The 17050-nt window shown below is 51.2% G+C and carries 13 protein-coding genes; 5 read left to right on the top strand and 8 right to left on the bottom strand.

Annotation, left to right across the window (positions count from 1 at the left end):
- Window positions 1-24 precede the first annotated feature (24 nt).
- Both MHI45_RS21475 and MHI45_RS21470 read right to left on the bottom strand, forming a co-directional pair.
- A complete protein-coding gene (locus MHI45_RS21475; RefSeq protein WP_340895127.1) occupies window positions 25-3114 on the bottom strand; it encodes a DEAD/DEAH box helicase in 3090 nt (1029 codons plus the stop codon).
- A gap of 294 nt (window positions 3115-3408) precedes the next feature.
- On the bottom strand, window positions 3409-5883 hold the full coding sequence (locus tag MHI45_RS21470; RefSeq protein ID WP_341119422.1) for a glycoside hydrolase family 31 protein: 2475 nt from the start codon (window positions 5881-5883) through the stop codon (window positions 3409-3411).
- 207 nt (window positions 5884-6090) lie between these two features.
- On the opposite strand from MHI45_RS21470, the gene MHI45_RS21465 reads away from it, so the two are divergent.
- Window positions 6091-6852, top strand: a complete 762-nt coding sequence (locus MHI45_RS21465) for a tryptophan-rich sensory protein (protein WP_341119421.1) — start codon at window positions 6091-6093, stop codon at window positions 6850-6852.
- 146 nt (window positions 6853-6998) lie between these two features.
- On the opposite strand, the gene MHI45_RS21460 is transcribed toward MHI45_RS21465, so the two are convergent.
- The 6 genes from MHI45_RS21460 to MHI45_RS21435 form a co-directional block, all read right to left on the bottom strand.
- Entirely contained in the window at window positions 6999-7379 is a 381-nt protein-coding gene (locus MHI45_RS21460; RefSeq protein WP_341119420.1) for a RidA family protein, read from the bottom strand.
- 101 nt (window positions 7380-7480) lie between these two features.
- Window positions 7481-8143: an oxidoreductase gene (locus MHI45_RS21455; protein ID WP_340895132.1), complete on the bottom strand. Its 663-nt coding sequence runs from the start codon at window positions 8141-8143 to the stop codon at window positions 7481-7483.
- A 52-nt stretch (window positions 8144-8195) separates the two neighbouring features.
- Window positions 8196-9470: an MFS transporter gene (locus tag MHI45_RS21450; protein ID WP_081965654.1), complete on the bottom strand. Its 1275-nt coding sequence runs from the start codon at window positions 9468-9470 to the stop codon at window positions 8196-8198.
- Between the two features lie 118 nt (window positions 9471-9588).
- Window positions 9589-10986 carry an ATP-binding protein gene (locus tag MHI45_RS21445; protein ID WP_340895133.1) on the bottom strand — a complete coding sequence of 466 codons (1398 nt, stop codon included), beginning with the start codon at window positions 10984-10986 and terminating at the stop codon, window positions 9589-9591.
- Between the two features lie 146 nt (window positions 10987-11132).
- Window positions 11133-11330 carry a hypothetical protein gene (locus MHI45_RS21440; RefSeq protein ID WP_076113714.1) on the bottom strand — a complete coding sequence of 66 codons (198 nt, stop codon included), beginning with the start codon at window positions 11328-11330 and terminating at the stop codon, window positions 11133-11135.
- 56 nt (window positions 11331-11386) lie between these two features.
- Window positions 11387-11590, bottom strand: a complete 204-nt coding sequence (locus MHI45_RS21435; protein WP_076113713.1) for a CsbD family protein — start codon at window positions 11588-11590, stop codon at window positions 11387-11389.
- A gap of 446 nt (window positions 11591-12036) precedes the next feature.
- Here MHI45_RS21435 and MHI45_RS21430 point away from each other — a divergent pair, with 446 nt between their 5' ends.
- The 4 genes from MHI45_RS21430 (at window position 12037) to MHI45_RS21415 (ending at window position 16571) form a co-directional block, all read left to right on the top strand.
- A complete protein-coding gene (locus tag MHI45_RS21430) occupies window positions 12037-12945 on the top strand; it encodes a hypothetical protein (protein WP_038585344.1) in 909 nt (302 codons plus the stop codon).
- A gap of 49 nt (window positions 12946-12994) precedes the next feature.
- The gene (locus MHI45_RS21425; RefSeq protein ID WP_038585341.1) at window positions 12995-14875 is read left to right on the top strand and encodes an FAD-dependent oxidoreductase; all 1881 of its coding nucleotides are present in this window, start codon (window positions 12995-12997) and stop codon (window positions 14873-14875) included.
- 244 nt (window positions 14876-15119) lie between these two features.
- A complete protein-coding gene (locus tag MHI45_RS21420) occupies window positions 15120-15572 on the top strand; it encodes a hypothetical protein (RefSeq protein ID WP_083675896.1) in 453 nt (150 codons plus the stop codon).
- A gap of 18 nt (window positions 15573-15590) precedes the next feature.
- Complete coding sequence (locus tag MHI45_RS21415; RefSeq protein ID WP_038585338.1) at window positions 15591-16571, top strand: polyprenyl synthetase family protein; 981 nt, start codon at window positions 15591-15593, stop codon at window positions 16569-16571.
- Window positions 16572-17050 lie beyond the last annotated feature (479 nt).

The raw sequence follows: 17050 nt of genomic DNA, 5'->3' as shown, positions 1-17050 counted from the left end.
CTCCTTTATGCCAAGCTTGTTCCACTACATCCAGTCCTGCCCCTGAAGCTCGATAAGCTCCTTAAGCTCATGATTGGACATCTCTGTCAGCCAGTTTTCTCCGGAACCGACAACCTGCTCCGACAGGCTTTTTTTACGCTCGATCAGTTCATCAATCCGTTCTTCCAGCGTTCCCTGGCAGATCAGCTTATGAACCTGCACATTCTTATGCTGGCCGATCCGGAACGCCCGGTCGGTCGCCTGATTCTCCACCGCCGGATTCCACCAGCGGTCATAATGTATGACATGGTTAGCCCGTGTAAGGTTCAGACCCACACCGCCGGCTTTGAGCGATAGTACAAAAAACGCCGGCCCTTCCCCCTCCTGAAAGGCATGCACCATCTCATCGCGCTCCCGTTTGGGGATGCCGCCATGCAGGAACAGCGGCGGCGAGCCGTATCGTTTCGCCAGCCTGCTGACCAGCAGCTCGCCCATCGCCACATACTGGGTGAAAATAAGTGCAGATTCCCCAAGCTCGGCAATGCTGTCCAGCACCTCGAACATCACATCCATTTTGCCGGAATGCTCACTGCGTTGGGTCCGGCCCTCCTCTTTGCGGTACAGCTGCGGATGGTCGCATATTTGCTTCAGCTTGGTCAATGAAGACAATACCAGCCCCCGGCGGGCCATGCCGGAGCGTTCCCCGATGACACCGAGCATTTCATCCACTACACCCTGATACAGCGCCGCCTGCGTTTCTGTAAGCGGACAATAAGATTTCAGCTCCAGCTTCTCCGGCAGATCCTTGGAAATGTCCGGATCACTCTTGAGCCGCCGCAGCAAGAAGGGCGAGACGAGGCGATGCAGCTCGCGCAGCCGCTCTCCGCCTTCACCGGATACATACCGCTGGCGGAATGAATGATAAGTCCCCAGATACCCCGGATTCAAAAAGTGAAAAATGGACCACAGCTCGCCAAGCCGGTTCTCCACCGGTGTGCCTGTCATGGCAATGCGATGCGGCGCTGACAGCTTCATCACACTCTGTGCCTGCTTGGTGCGGTGATTCTTGATATACTGCGCTTCATCCAGCACAACGGTCGACCACCGGACGCCAGCGAGATCCTCGCTGTCCCGGCCTGCGAGATGATAAGTGGTCAGCACGATTTCATGGCTGGTGGCCAAGTCGATAAAGCCTTCCCCGCGAACCCGTCTTCCCCCGTGGTGAATATGCACACTCAGCGATGGTGCGAAACGCTGCAGCTCCCGCTGCCAGTTGCCAAGCAGCGAGGTCGGGCAGAGAATCAGCACCGGCTCACGCTTCTCCTCCGGCGGAGCAGCCAGGGCACGGTCCAGCAGACAGGTGATGACCTGCACCGTCTTGCCGAGGCCCATGTCATCGGCAAGGCATACCCCAAAGCCAAGACCGCTGAGCGCAGCCAGCCATTGAAAGCCGCGCTCCTGATAAGGTCTAAGCGTTCCATGAAGACCCGGCGGCACAGAGCGCAGCGGAAGGCCCCGCAGAACATCGCCATGCATGAGCGAAGCGAGCATGCCGGAGGTTTCCATGCCGGTCACCGACATTCCCTTCCAGAGCCGCTCATCACCATCCTCGGCCTCCAGACGCATCCAGTCAGCCGCCGACATTTCTCCGCTTTCGTTGCGCTTCATATATCTCAGAACCTGGCGGATCTCCTTCGGATCGACTTCAATCCATTCTCCCCGGAAGCGCACAAAAGGTACTCCGGCCTCCACCAGCGCATTCAGCTCTTCCTCGCTGATCGTGTTATCGCCCAGCGAAGCCTCGATGCGGAAGGAAATCAGCTCTTCCATGCCGAGGGAAGGCTGGGTCGAACCATCTATGCTGCCGGCCGGAGGCTGCATCTTCATCTTCATCCCGATCCGCCGCCGGCCTTCACGGCTCCAGCGGGATGGCATCTGCACCGTAATTCCCCGTTCCCGCAGCTGCTGCACGCTCTCCTTCAGAAAGAAATAGACGCGGTCCGGCTCCAGTTGAACTCCATCCGGAGCCGGTCCGGCCAGCGCACGCTCAATATCCGGCGATATTTTCGCGGCCCGGCCGAGTGCAGCCAGCAGCTGCTGCTGAATATTGCGGTAGCGCTTGCCCCATAAAGTGAACTCCCGTTCCCTGCTGCTCCAGATCGCCGCCGCAGGAATCCAGAATTCCCCTTCTTCCCGGTTCTCCGCCCAGAAGGTTAAATTCCAGGCATCGCCTTCGTTCGCAGGCGGCTCCAGGCGCAGACCCAGACTAAGCTGGCCGCTGTGTACCTCCTCCGCCCCGGAGTTCGGAATCTCATTCTCAGCCGTACCGTTTACGGCGGCAAGGAGGTCCGCCACCTCGGCCGGAGTCCCCTGGACCGGGATATCACGGCTGCCGGTGAGCAGGCTGTTCCACCACAGCTCGGTCAGCGGTGAATAACCACGGCGATAATTCGCTTTGAATGGCCCAAGCTCGCTTTCCATTCCCGCAATAACCTTTTTGATCTCGGCAGTCATTACAGCCTGCAGAAAAGAATACAGCACGTACGCTCCCGCTTCTTCACGCGACGACAAGTCACCCTCCTCCGCAACATGGGTTCCCAGTGCCAGCACCGGCATGGAAGCTGCCATCTGCAGAAAGAACTCCTTATCAGCCTCCTGCCGAAAGGCCGGAGACCAGCAGGCCGCAGCGGCTTGCTCCCCCCCGCGGCGGCGCGAGCCTATAGGCCTCGGCGGCATTGCGCCGGGCACAATCCCGCCTGTGCCCATCAGTTCAAGGGCAAAACGGGCCGCAGCCGCCCAATAGCGCAGTTCACCGCCAGGCTCCACTCCCTGTGCACGGCACATTTCCTCGTCCCAGGCCAGCAGCAGCTCAAAGGCGTCCTTCGGGGCCAAGGCAAGCCCTTCCAGCGTGCGCCCCGGCAGTCCGCGCCGCGTTGTCCTCCCTTCCGCAGAGGCAGCGGCCGGATACTTCACTTCCGCCAGCCGCAGCGCAGCACCCGCAAAAGGACGTCCTCCTCCCCGAAGCTCCAGCCGTTTGACCACACGTGTCCATGCGTCAACTTTCGGCTCTGAAGTTTCACCGGAGAAGCAGAATAATACGTCCCCTAACCATATTGCATACAGATGCTTAATCATTGGTGATCTCCTGTCTTTTTATGCAAACAGAAAGCGTCAGACGGTTCCGCTAGAAGAAACGGCTTCGCCGCCCTAAAGGACGGAATCCGTTTCTAACATTGCAGAAGGCTGAATCCTTCTCCGCGAGAAATATATTTTTAAGCTGAAAAAATTTCAGAAGTTTTTTTCTTCATCCCTTCATCTTATACGAAAAAGTCCTGATTTAAAAACGTTTCTGTATATTTTCTGCAGATTTTATATTCCGGCACTGTCCGTAATTGAAAAAAACCCGCCAGCGGGCGGGTTCAAGTCGTATCAAAGGGTTCTAAAGTGTTCCGGTTGCTGCTCCGCTACCTCCATCCGCAGCTCCCCGCCTTCCGGGTCATCGTCCACTTGAATAATCACCGCACCGCTCTTGCCATTGCGTGCCCAGCCCCGCCGTCCTTCCTTAAGCTGCTCCAGACTGATTTCGGAGAGTCCTTCCACCGATTGGGTGAAGAAAGACGGATAACAGAGCGCGAAGCGCAGCATCTCCCTGCGGGGCGTAAATTCACGGACTGCATAAGACCAGCTTATCCGCAATGTCCCTGCTTCTCCGGCGGCCTGTACGTCGATTTGCGAATATTGCCCTCTTCTGTACCCGAAGCTGTGCCCGTCATCTTCATACAGGGTAAAGGCAGCCGAGAATCCTTCCCTGGCTTCCGCACCATACAGGTGAAACACCACCGTTTCCTCTGTTTCTTCGAGTGCGTATTGTTTGAGCGGACCTTCGGCGACAAAACTTCCGGCCTTCACATACATCGGCATAATGTTCAGCGGTGCATCGGCGAGGATATGGCGTCCGCCCTCATGAACTTCACCATCCCAATAATCCAGCCAGCACCCTTCAGGCAGATACACCGAGCGATGCTCCGTATCCGGGCGGTAGACAGGGGCGATCAGCACATTTTCCCCGAGCAAAAATTGATCGCACAGGTTGGTCACATAGGGGTCGCGCGGGTACTCCAGAATCAGCGGCCGGATCACGGGAAGCCCACAGGTTTCCGCCTCATGAAAAAGGTTGTAGATATGAGGCATCCAGCGGTAGCGCAGGCCGATGAATTCACGGAGAATCCCTTCGACCTCCTCACCGAACGACCATGGCTCCTGGCGCAGGGTACCGATGGAGGAATGGTTGCGGCAATAGGGGAAGAAAACACCCATCTGTGTCCAGCGTACCAGAAGCTGCGCGGAGGTATGGTGGGCGAAGCCGCCGATATCCGGCCCGGAGAAGGCCAGTCCCGAGAGTCCCATATTAAGCACCATAGGTATCGCCATCGCCATATGCTCCCAGAAGCTGCGGTTATCCCCCGTCCATACCGCGGCGTAACGCTGTATCCCGGCATAACCGGCCCGGGTCAGCACAAAGGGGCGCTCTCCCCCCATATGCTCCGCCAAGCCTTCATAGGTTGCTTTGGACATCATCATCCCATACAGGTTATGGTATTCCTCATGTGTGATCGGATGCCCGTTGTTGAAATGCATCACATCCAGATCCATCGTTTTGCTCTCATTAAACACCGCCGGCTCGTTCATATCATTCCAGATTCCGTCAATGCCGAGGCCGGTATAGTATTTATGCAGATCGCCCCACCATTCAGCCGTCCGGCTGTCGCTGAAATCAGGGAAGGCGCTGATTCCCGGCCACACCTCGCCGAAGAATATATCGCCTTCCAGCCTGCGGCAGAAATGCTTTTCGAGAACCCCTTGCTTGTACACCTCGTAATTGGGGTCTTTCTTGACGCCGGGATCAACAATCGGTACGATCCGCACACCGAGCTCCTTCAGCTCCGATATCATCTTTTCCGGCTCGGGAAAGTTTACAGGATCAAAGGTGAAGACACGGTATTCATCCATATAATGAATATCCAGATAAATGACGTCGCAGGGAATCCTCTTCTCACGGAAGGTCCGGGCAAGCTGCAGCACCTCCTGCTGGTTCATATAACTATAACGCGACTGGTGGTAGCCGATCGCCCATTTAGGCGGAAGCGCAATCCGTCCGGTCAGCGAAGTGTATCTTGTTACAACATCCTTCATTTCGGGACCATTGATAAAGTAGATATCATAAGCTCCAGTGGAGCAGCCGATCGTAAAAGCAACCCCATGGGATCGCATATCAAAATCGCTCCGGCCCGTATTGTCGAGGAATAATCCGTAGGTGAGGTCGCCATGCATATGAATAATCAGCGGAATGGACTCATATAGGGCTTCTATCTCCGGCAAATGTGGCGCAAACACATCGGTGTTCCAGTTCGTATAACGCTCCCCGCGTTTGTCGAGAAAGCTGGATTTCTCCCCCAGCCCGTAAAAATGCGAATCCGGCTGCATATCATACTCGGCATGACTGGCCCCGCGCGGATTCCAGCTTGTCAGGTTCTGCTGCATGATGACCTTGCCCTCCATATTTTCCACACGGAGAAGGAATGAGGTTTTCTCAAGGATCAGCCGAATCGCGCTGGTAGTGAAGATCAGTGCATCCTCTGTCTCCTCTACCGGGAACAAATGCGGCACACAGCTCTCCGCCAGCACTGCTGCAGATGTTGTCAGATCCGGAACGCTGCTGCGAAACACCTTCATCCGGAACATTTCATCATTCAAAAAAACAAATACAACCCCGCCGCGCTCCCCGCGGACGATATAAATATTCTCTGAACGTTCCCAGGATTCAATGCTTCCCGGGGTATTCCAGGTTTCCTTCATAACAAGTGGACCCATTTTTTCGGGACGTATTGCTTCGCTGCTCTCCATCGCCTCTTATCCCCCTCCGGCTATTGCCGCCTTGTTAAAATTCCCTATTCTACTTCTATTACCCCGCTTGTGCGGACGGCTATCCGCAACTTTATGACCTGCAGGTCATTTTTTTGGGTAATATAGTCTTAACCACTGATAAAGCGGGTATATTCTATGTAGACTCAGACTTCACCGTTATACAATTTACTTAAGGAGTGAATGACGATGAGACGCAATAACCCTTATAAGTGGTGGAACCTGCTGTTCTACTTCGGCGTAATTGCCGTGAACATCCTTTCGGTTGCCCTGCCTCTGGGCGGGAACAGCACCGGTGAGATTTCAGACAAGTATCATACCTATTTCACACCGGCCGGTTATGCTTTTTCCATCTGGTCGCTGATCTATCTCCTGCTCGCCGGTTTTATCGTATATCAATTCCGCGAGAGCACCGGGTCACGGGATTCGGTTAACTCTTTGGGCATTTGGTTTGTGCTGAGCTGCGTCTTTAATATGGGCTGGCTGTTCCTCTGGCATTATCTTTACATCGAGCTGTCGCTGGTTGCCATGGTGCTCATGCTGATTACACTAATCGTCATCTATCGTAAAACCCGCAGCGTCACCGATCCGGCCACAGGCGAAAAATGGCTGATCAAGCTGCCCCTCAGTATTTATCTCGGCTGGATCTCGGTTGCCACAATTGTAAATGTCAGCGTCGTGCTGGAGAAGAACAACTGGGACGGATTCGGACTCAGTGATCCCCCCTGGGCGGTTATCATGCTCTGCGTAGGCGTACTGCTTGCTGTAATGGTCAGTTTCCCTCACCGGGACAGCATTTATCCACTGGTCTTCGTCTGGGCGTTCATCGCGATTGCCCTTGAGCACAGAGACACCGGAAATGTATTCGTGACCGCTTCAGTGGCGGCAGGCCTGCTGCTGCTCTACAGCATTTGGCTGATGTTTACTTCGCGCCGCCGGAGCAGATATTAACGCGGTTCCCGGAGTTTCAACAACAGGCTGTTTACAGCCCATTCACTGGTCAAAAAAAACCCGTTGCCTGATTGTACCGGCAACGGGTTTTTGAATCCATTTGATTTCGTTCAGTTAGCTTATCTAATTAACAACTATAAGGCCCATTATTTCTTGCGCGCTACCGCTTCGATCTCCACAAGACCATCCTTCGGCAGGCGTGCAACTTCAACCGCACTGCGGGCAGGATAAGGTTCTGTAAAGAAGCTGCTGTACACTTCATTCACAGCTGCAAAGTCATTCATATCCTTGAGATACACAGTCGTCTTCACAACATGACCCAGCGATGCCCCGGCCTCTTCCAAAATGGCCTGAACGTTGCTTAGCGACTGGCGTGCCTGCTCTTGTACACTTTCCGCAAGTTCTCCTGTTTCCGGATTCAGGCCAAGCTGTCCTGAAGTATATACCCAGTTTCCGGCTACAATCGCCTGACTATATGGCCCGATGGCTCCTGGGGCTTTGGTTGTAGCAACCTGTTTTTTACTCATGATACGCTCCTCCTGTGGGTACGCGACATTAATGTCATGATGTACATATGAATTTATGTCCCATTGTACGTGCTGCACTCTGTTTAATGCAAACTTCCCTTCTAGCGGCGACCAATAACATGTATCACATCATTGGGATAAACATGTACGCCGCCTGTGTTGGCAAGTGCAATATTCACCATTGCTTTCGCCACTTTGGCACCGGGAATAGCCCGGTACTTCGCTGCTTTGCCGACCATCGCAAAATCAAGTGCCTTCATCAGCACAGCAGCGGCACGTTCTCCCAGCCTGAATTCCTGACGTTCTCCCAGCAGCAATGAGGGCCGGAACAGGTGCAGGCCATGAAACCCCGCGGCGATTAATCCCTCTTCCGTCCTGCCCTTGGTACGGCTGTAGAAATTGCGGGATTTGGCGCTGGCCCCCATGGAGGACACCGCCAGAAACTGCCTCACACCGCATTCTTTGGCAATTGCAGCGGCCGCAAGCGGATACTGCAAATCCACACGTTCAAATTGCTCCTGTGAGCCTGCTTTTTTAATCGTGGTGCCCAGGCAGCAGAAGACAGCGTAGGCCCCGCTGAATTGTTCCTTATATTGCCCAAGCTTTTCCCAGTCAATACTGGTTTGCTTCAGCTTGGGATGCTGCAGCTCCAGCGGGCGGCGGACCAGCACCCGGACCTCATCCCAATCCCCGGTTAGCAGTTCCCCGGTAACTGCCTTGCCTACCAAACCGGTCGCTCCCAGCACTACGGCTATTCTAGTCACGTAATCCCTCCTTTGCTGTGGCACTGCAAATGTTTATCTTCAAATGATAAGTCTATTCATCTCTGAGAATACGGCGTCCCAGCAGCAGCGCCAGGACGATCATCAGCACCCCGACAACCAGCTGCATCCCATAGACCTGCGTCCAGCGGGGCCATTCTGCGATCCATTCGTAAATTCTGCCCCCGATCAGCGGCCCGAAAAAAGCAGCCAGACCCGTAAGCGCCGCATACATTGCCATATACATTGGCCGTTCCTTTTTCGGCGTATCCCCGATAATGAAGTTAAAGGCCAGCTGGTTGAAGCCGCCTACCCCCATGCCGAATACGATATGGGCGGCAAACAGAACCGGCAGCATCGGGAGCACGGAGAGCATGCCCCACAGCAGCGAGGATGTCGCAATAATCGGCAGCGTCCAGAGCAGCAGGCGCTTATTGCTGTATTTTGCATTCAAATTGCCCCACACGTAGAAGCTGGCCATCATGAAGAGGGTCTGCGACACATTCAGCAGCGACAAGGTCTCATAATTGATATGGAGAAGCTGCAGCATCACATAGGAATAAAGCGGAACCGTAAGGTTCTGCAGCAGCAGCCAGGCGGACAGAAATAAGGTTGACTTCATAAACAGCGTATCATGTAGCGGTTTCCTGAACATCGGCAGAAAGTCCTTCTCCTCTGATTTCTCAAAAGGCACATCCGGATAGAAGAAGAAGACGATGATGTTCGAAATAGAGAATATCCATACCACGATATATAAAATTAGGAAGCCGTGCCCGCCGGGATAACGGTCAAGAACAATCCCGCCGCCATACATCACAAGGCTCCCCAAAGCATTCAGGAAGGTGTTGCGGATGCCAAAATATCGGCCTCTCACACGGGCAGGGACGAGATCGCTGATGACTGAGCTCCACAGCACACCACCCGCCGTGTTAGCAATGAAAGCGATTGTATATAACACTATAAATGCAATAACCCAATGCTCTTTAGGAAAGATGAACGGTACAAGTCCGGTTGAACCCCACAGCAATCTGTGCAAGCCGATAAAAGTTACCATAGCCCACTTGCGGCTTGGCAGCTTCTGGATCAGAAAGGCTACACCTATTTGCGCAACATTGACCAGGGTAGTAAGCGCCAGCACAAAACCAATCTGGCTGGAGGTAGCTCCTAAATATAATAGAAAGCCGGTCAGAAACTGACCTTGCAGCAGCACCTGGAAGATAGTAGACGGTATCCCCTCGAATGTAGCGATCTGCAGATTCTTGCGTTGTACCGAGGCTTTGCGGATACGCTTTGGACGAATACCGGGCAGCCTGTTTCTCATGATGTTCATGGGGGTATTAACACTCCTTAGATGCGGCGTTTGCTTCATTCTACTCCGCATCATCATCCTGTCAATACACCAAAATCACAAATTAAATTGGAGCAGAAATCCACCGCAGCGCGGAGCCTTACAAAGGCAAATAAAGGGAAAATTGACTGCCCTGATCCTCCTGGCTTTGTAAAGTGATGAATCCGCCAAGCAGCCTGGCCAGATCATTGCTGATGGACAGCCCCAGCCCTGTTCCGCCATATTTCCGTCCAATAGTCTGATCCGCCTGTTGAAAGGCTTCGAAGATGATATCATGCTTCTCTGCGGCTATTCCGATGCCGCTGTCTTCCACGTCAAAAACAATCCAGCGCCGCTCGAGCGCCCCTTCCTTACGCTCCAGTGTGCGGATGTTTAAGGAGACATGTCCCGACACTGTGAACTTAATGGCATTGGAGAGCAGGTTACGGAGAATCTGCTGCACCCGCTGGGGATCTGAATGAATGACTAGCGGCACGTCATCATGCAGTGCGATGTTGAACTCCAGCCCCTTTTGTCTGGCTGATACACTAAACTGCACAGCCAGCAGCTCAGGGATTTCACTGACATTCAAATCTTCCTTAAGAATATCAAGCTTGCCTGCTTCTACTTTTGACAAGTCCAAAATATCATTGATCAGCGTCAGCAGATCCTCCCCCGAACGGTGAATGATCCCGGCATATTCGGCCATTTCCTCCGGAGTCAGCGATGCCTCATTTTCTTCTATTAATTGTGAAAGATTAATGATGCTGTTCAGCGGTGTTCTAAGCTCATGCGACATATTGGCCAGAAACTCCGATTTGTACTGGGAGGCCATCATCAGCTGCTCAGCTCTCTTCTCCAATACGATCTTATTCTTATGCAGCTCCTCCGTCTGGGCAGAGAGCAGCTCATTCGCTCTGACAACCTGTCCGTTGCGCAGCAGCTCTAATTGGAAGTCACGGATAATAAGCGCGAACAGTATACTTAGACCCAGCCCGGCGGGCAACGTGACCGGCATAATATCCGTTATGTATTCCCGGGCAGGTATAACTCCAAAAATGGTGATATTGATTACGTTCATTAAGTTAACTACGAGAATAGTCACTAACCCTTTGTTCATTATGGAAGCAGTGGTACGCCGTATCCAGAAGCTCAGGCCGGCGCAGACGAAACCCAGGATAGATAAGTTCAGCACTCCTGCCACTGCTGCTTCATTAATGCCGAAGGTTAACCTCGTGAGCCCGGTTCCTACACCAATAATAATAAGGATGAAGGGATGCGGGTAAGCCAGAGTAGAAATAATGAGCGGGACAAACCGCAAATCAAAGATAACGTGCTCTTCCAGTCTGTACCCGAAGAAGGAGCTGATCCAGCCGGCAAAGATAGCGAGCAGCACCCAACTAACCTTTTTAACCCTTTCAGGAACATATGTAATTGTGTGTTTATATATTAAATTCGCCAGATAAGCCAATGTTATGAGAAGGGCTGTGTTCATAAAAAATATCTTCAAATATTCCATAGCTTCACTCCTACATCATTTATGTAATAGCAAACACTTATCTATACTATCACAGTGGCAAATTGAATTCATGAAACTACAGCTCTATTGCTGTGTATCCGAACAGTGCGTGAAGCTAGTTTCTTACAATTAAAGAAGAGCGCAAATCAAATGCGATTTGCGCTCCTGTCTTTCAGCTCTATAGTAGGCTCTTCCAGGTCATATTCGGCTTGTGTCCACATCTCTGCATCCGGAATCGTGTAATACCGGGAATGGTAGGTGCAGAACACCTCACCTTGTTGTGTAAGTACCCGATCACCATGGATTTCAATAATCCTGCCGGTTACAACTTGGAATTTGTCCATAAGACACCGCCTCTTCATGAATATGGGATTATCCTGTCACGAGGCCTGATTTTCCGCTAGCTGCGGAACGACTTCTCCCAGTTGTGGTATTCCGCCTCTGCGGCATCCTTGGTATGTCCGTAACGTTCCTGCAATTTACCGACCAATTTATCCTTCTCGCCGTCAATTACGTCAAGATCATCGTCAGTAAGCTTGCCCCATTGTTTTTTGGCTTCACCTTTAAGCTGCAGCCATTTTCCCTTAACCACATTGTTATCCATTACATGTCATCTCCTTAGCCTTATTTAGGTATCGTTTAGAAGCTCATGTCTAGTAAATACTTAACCGTGCTCCCCGGATATGAATCTGGACAGTCTGCGGAATGAAGTCGTATTTTGTCACATAATAGTCTTTTAAAATGGGTATCAATATATTTTAAAAATTGATATAATCCAAATGTAAATTAATTTTTTGTTCGTTAAGTGATTATTTTCACATGATATTTTCCTCCCTTGTGCTAAAATGCCATCGAAGTAGAAACAAGATGTCTAAATTTTTTTCTAATGCTGACCGATATATGTCAAGGTAATGCTACAATTAGGGTCTAAAGCCTTGGGTACACGTGACATATGTCATTTATAAAGTGATTTTTGTCACTTCCAACGACTATTAAAATGTTTTACATTTTAATATATATATTTTAAACTATTTTTGGAGGTCATATCAAATGAAAAAAGCTTCTGTAATCTTGTCGAGCGCTCTTGTACTCGGTACTCTGCTCGCGGGTTGTGGCAACAACAATGATGCTAACAACGCTGCACCAACAAATGCTCCTGTAGAAACTACCGCACCAGCTACCAACTCCGGCAGCAACACTGCTGGAACAGAGACTGGAAAATACAAGGACGGTACTTACTTCGGAACTATTGAAGCAGATGCAGAAACCGGCTGGCAAACTTACGCCCTGCTGACTGTAGAAGGCGGAAAAATTACCAAAGCTGATTGGAATGCTTTTAACGTTAAAAACGCAGGCGATCTGAAGAAAAAAGTTTCTGAAGATGGTAAATATGGTTTGGTTGAAAAGGGCGGCGCTCAATCCGAATGGCATGAGCAAGCAGTTAAAGCCGAAGCTTACCTGATCGAAAAACAAGATCCTGCAGCAATCACTGTTGATGCTGAAGGACATACAGATGCAATCTCCGGTGTATCCGTACATGTAAATGACTTTGTCGCTGCTGCTCAAGCTGCACTTGCTGCCGGTCCTGCCGAAGCTGGTGCTTACAAAGATGGCGGATATCATGCAGAAGGCGAAATGGATAAAGAATCCGGCTGGAAATCTACGGTTGACCTGACTGTTGCAAACGGAAATGTTGTTGCTGTTAAATTCAGCGGTTTGAATGCTGCAGGCGACGATAAGAAACAATTCTCTGTAGACGGCAAATACGGCATGAAAGCCGGCGGCGCTTCTGCTGAATGGCATGAAGAAATCGCATTGGCTGAAAAGTATTTCCTTGAAAACAAAGGTGCTGCTCCTACTTTGGATGCCGAAGGCAAAACAGATGCCATTTCCGGCGTTTCTATCCACGTAGGCGAATACTTTACACTGGCAGAAAAAGCACTCGAAGGCGCGAAATAATAATTCGCACTCCTCTTGCAGCTAATCAGACGAATGAGGTGAGTTTCTCTTGAAAAAAATAGTCATTTTGGGCGGCGGCTACGGCGGCGTACTCACGGCTAAGAAACTGGCAAAGAAATTTAAGAACGACAAAGATGTAGAAATCAAACTGATCGACCGGAATCCCTATCACACTCTATTGACTGAGCTGCATGAGGTTTCAGCGAACCGCGCGCCCGAGGATTCAATTAAGATTGATCTGAAGAAAATCTTTGCAGGTCTTAAAGTAGATGTAGTTCTTGACGAAATCAGCAACATTGATTTCAAGAATAAGAAGCTTAAATCCGACAAAGCTACCTATGCTTATGATTACCTTGTAATCGGCACAGGCAGCAAACCTACTTTCTTCGGGATTCCGGGAGCTGAAGAGAACACCTTCTCCTTCTGGTCCTATGACGACGCGGTTGCGCTCAAACGTCAAATCCGCGATATGTATACCAAAGCGGCTCAAGAAAAAAATGCGGCTGTACGCCGTTCCATGCTGACCTTCGTTATTATCGGTGCCGGCTTTACAGGTGTCGAGCTGGTTGGGGAAATGGCCGAACAACGCGAAGAATTGTGCAAAGAGTTCTACATCGACCCATCTGAAGTGCGGCTGATTGTAGCCGATATGGCTCCTAAGATTCTGCCTATCCTGCCGGATAAGCTGATCCAGAAAGCAGAAGCCCGCCTTCGCAAGATGAATGTAGAAATCGTTACAGGCGCCAAGATCACCGAAGTAGGCAAAGGCAGTGTGGCTCTCGGTGAGAAAAACATCGTGGATGCACAGACCATCGTTTGGACAGCCGGTGTTGAAGGCTCGGAAATTGTTGGCAACCTTGAAGTTCAGCAACAAGGACGCAAGCGGATTGTAACGAACGAAAACCTTGAAAGTGTAGACCACAAGAACGTATACGTTGTAGGGGATAACATCTTCTTCATCCCTGAAGGCGAAACACGTCCTGTACCACAAATGGTTGAGAACGCCGAACAAGCAGCTCCAGTCATTGCCGGCAACATTACCGCCGACATCAAAGGAACTGCCAAGAAGGCTTACAAACCAGGTTTCCACGGTACAATGGTTTCCATAGGCAGCCGCTACGGTGTAGCCAACGTCGGCCTCCCAGGCAAGCTGTTTATGCTTACCGGCTTTATGGCTATGCTCTCCAAACACTTTATCAATATGTTCTACCTGTCCCAGGTTGTTGGTTTCAACAAAGTCTGGACTTATATGATGCATGAGTTCTTCCATGTGGAAAACCGCAAGAGCTTCCTCGGCGGCCACTTCTCCAAACGTTCGCCGAACTTCTGGCTCGTTCCGCTCCGCATGCTTCTCGGGGGCATGTGGCTGTATGAAGGTATCGACAAGATGAAGAAGATATGGGAAGATCCGGATAAGATTTTCTTGATTCCTGCAGCTCCATTCGCTACAGATGCCGCATCATCGGCCAGCGTTGCCGTGGATGCAGTAAAAGACACAGTGGATGCACAGTCGGCTGCTTCTGCAGTTACGACAGCCAAAGAAGCGGTTGAAGCTTTGCCGGTTCCAGGCTTCGTATATGATATTACGAACTGGTTCATGGATCTAATGTTCTACAACAATGACGGAACCTATACGTTCCTGGCTAAATGGTTCCAAATCGGTATGGTTTGTGCCGAAATCGTCTTTGGTATTATGCTTATCGTAGGTCTGTTCACAGCAATTGCTTCGATCGCTACCATCGGTATGGCCGTCATGATCTGGTCTACGAAGATGGCGTCGACGGAAATGCTCTGGTATGTTGGTGCGGCAATCGCCACAATCGGCGGATCCGGCAGCATCTTCGGTCTGGATTACTACGTTCTTCCTTGGCTTAAGAAGCAGTGGAAAAGGATACCGCTCGTCCGGCGATGGTATCTGTATACTGACTGACGTTAGGCAGGAATGAAATACCGCTGCAGTTGAATATGATGTTCATAAGAGTAATGTGTCCCTAGGACACATTACTCTCCTTATTTACACAGGTGAAAGTATCTTTCACGTCCTAATTTGTATTTGATCTTCCAGCAAGCAGGCAATGATTCAAGCAAACGCCTGTCTTTGTTTTAAATAATGGTTTTGTAGGGATAATCAAGGCTATGGTTTCTTCCGGCAAAACCGACAAGAAGGAGAGAATATGGTGAACAAACAACTCATTGAAGATACCTTCCGGCTATTGCAGACTGAAATGTCACCGATTGCCGGAATTCAGTTGCCTCTCTCTCCGGCAGAATGTGAGCAGCTGCTCCCGGTACTGGAACGCCATGATCTGGAATATAACCGCAAAGTCCATTTGCTAGGTATTTACACGATTCTTACCATGGCGGCAGGGCGCCATATGGAATGTGTCCCACATCATCCCGACCTGACCCGCAACATTTTGGATGGAGATTACTTATACAGCTTCTACCTTCAGTTTGCGGTGAAATGCCGCGAGCTGGATCTGGTTGCATATTTGGCTCCCTCGATCAAAAAAATGCAGATACGGCGTGCAAATGGAGACTTCACGGATCAAAATCCGGCTGCGGGGATTGAAGAATTCCTTCTCCAAGAGCAAAGGCAGCAGAACCGCACAAGCAAAGCCATTTGACAGGTGGGAATCTTAACTATGAAGCTGCATGAAGCCTTGAATATAGACATCAATGAAATTAACCGCGAAATTGAAAATCTTGTAGCCCGTGACCGGGATGTGCCCAAAAAGTCACAGCTGGCCCAGAGTATTCTTGAGCTGATCGGCTCAGGCGGGAAACGCCTGCGCCCGCTCATGGTCATTGTGGGCAGCCGGTTCGGACGCAAGTCTCCAGGCCGCAGAGCGCTGCAATTATCTGCTGCTGCCGAGTTTATTCACGCAGCCTCTTTAATTCATGATGATATCATTGACGATGCCGAGCTTCGGCGGGGCGGGGCAGCGCTTCATACCAAAACAGGTGTATTATCCGCTGTGCATATCGGAAACTATATGTCCGCCCGTGTCATTGAGCTCTTAAGCAAATACACAGGTGACAAAAACCGCTACGTCCATGATCTATCCTCCGTAGCCACCGCTCAATTATGCCTGGGTGAATACCAGCAAATGGAGCATGCCTACGATTATGATCTGACGTTTGAGCAGTACCTGGAGAAATCGCGTAACAAAACAGCGCTGCTGATGGCCACCTGCCTCAGGGTAGGCGCACTGTCCGCTGAAAGCACTGAAGAAGTGGCGAATCTTCTCTATGCCTTCGGTGAAGCGCTCGGAATGTCGTTTCAGATCCAGGATGATCTCTTGGACTTCACCCAATCTGCCGAGGTGCTTGGTAAACCGGCCGGAAGCGACCTGCGCAACGGCCAGGTTACCCTGCCCACCCTCTTTGCACTGCAGGACCCCGAGCTGGCCCCTCTCATCCGCAGGATCGGCCCCGGCTCATCCGGGAAGGAAGTCGCCGAGGTACTGGAGCTGATCAACCGCAGCGATGCCTTATCCCGTACCGAGGACGTCAGCCAGAATTACCTGGATCAGGCCTCAGCCATAGTGCAGCAACTTTCCGGTTATCCGGCGAATGCCGACCTGGAGACGCTGCTGCAGTACTTCGCGGGACGTGACCGCTGAAGTCCGGCTTAGAGATCCAATGGATGCTGAATGGAGTAAGCCATCACCCTAAATACTATGTTCCACATACAAAAGAGAGCCCCACAGCGCGGGCTCTCTTTTGTATGTATTCAACTGTCATACTATTCTTCGCATCCTCACATACTCAAACTGAGTCTGGATTAGGATCCTTGGCCTTTTTGCTATGTTAAAAAGTAAACGCAGCACAGCGTACGTGTGCGTGCATGAGCGTGGTTGAGCGTACACTGTGGTCCATGTGCGTGCGTCCATGTGCGTGGTGCGTGAGCGTGGTGCTCTGAGCGGACTGTGGTCCATGAAGCGTGCGTCCGTGTGCGTGGTGCTGAGCGGACTGTGGTCCATGAAGCGTGCGTCCGTGTGCGTGCGTGGTGCTGAGCATACTGTGGTCCATGTGCGTGCGTCCATGTGCGTGAGCGTGTGTGCTGAGCATACTGTGGTCCATGTGCGTGCGTCCATGTGCG

It is taken from the genome of Paenibacillus sp. FSL H3-0321 (assembly GCF_038002865.1).
Taxonomy (GTDB): domain Bacteria; phylum Bacillota; class Bacilli; order Paenibacillales; family Paenibacillaceae; genus Paenibacillus_AQ.
Note: the sequence above shows the minus strand (reverse complement) of the source record. Positions and strands in the feature narration are given on the sequence as shown.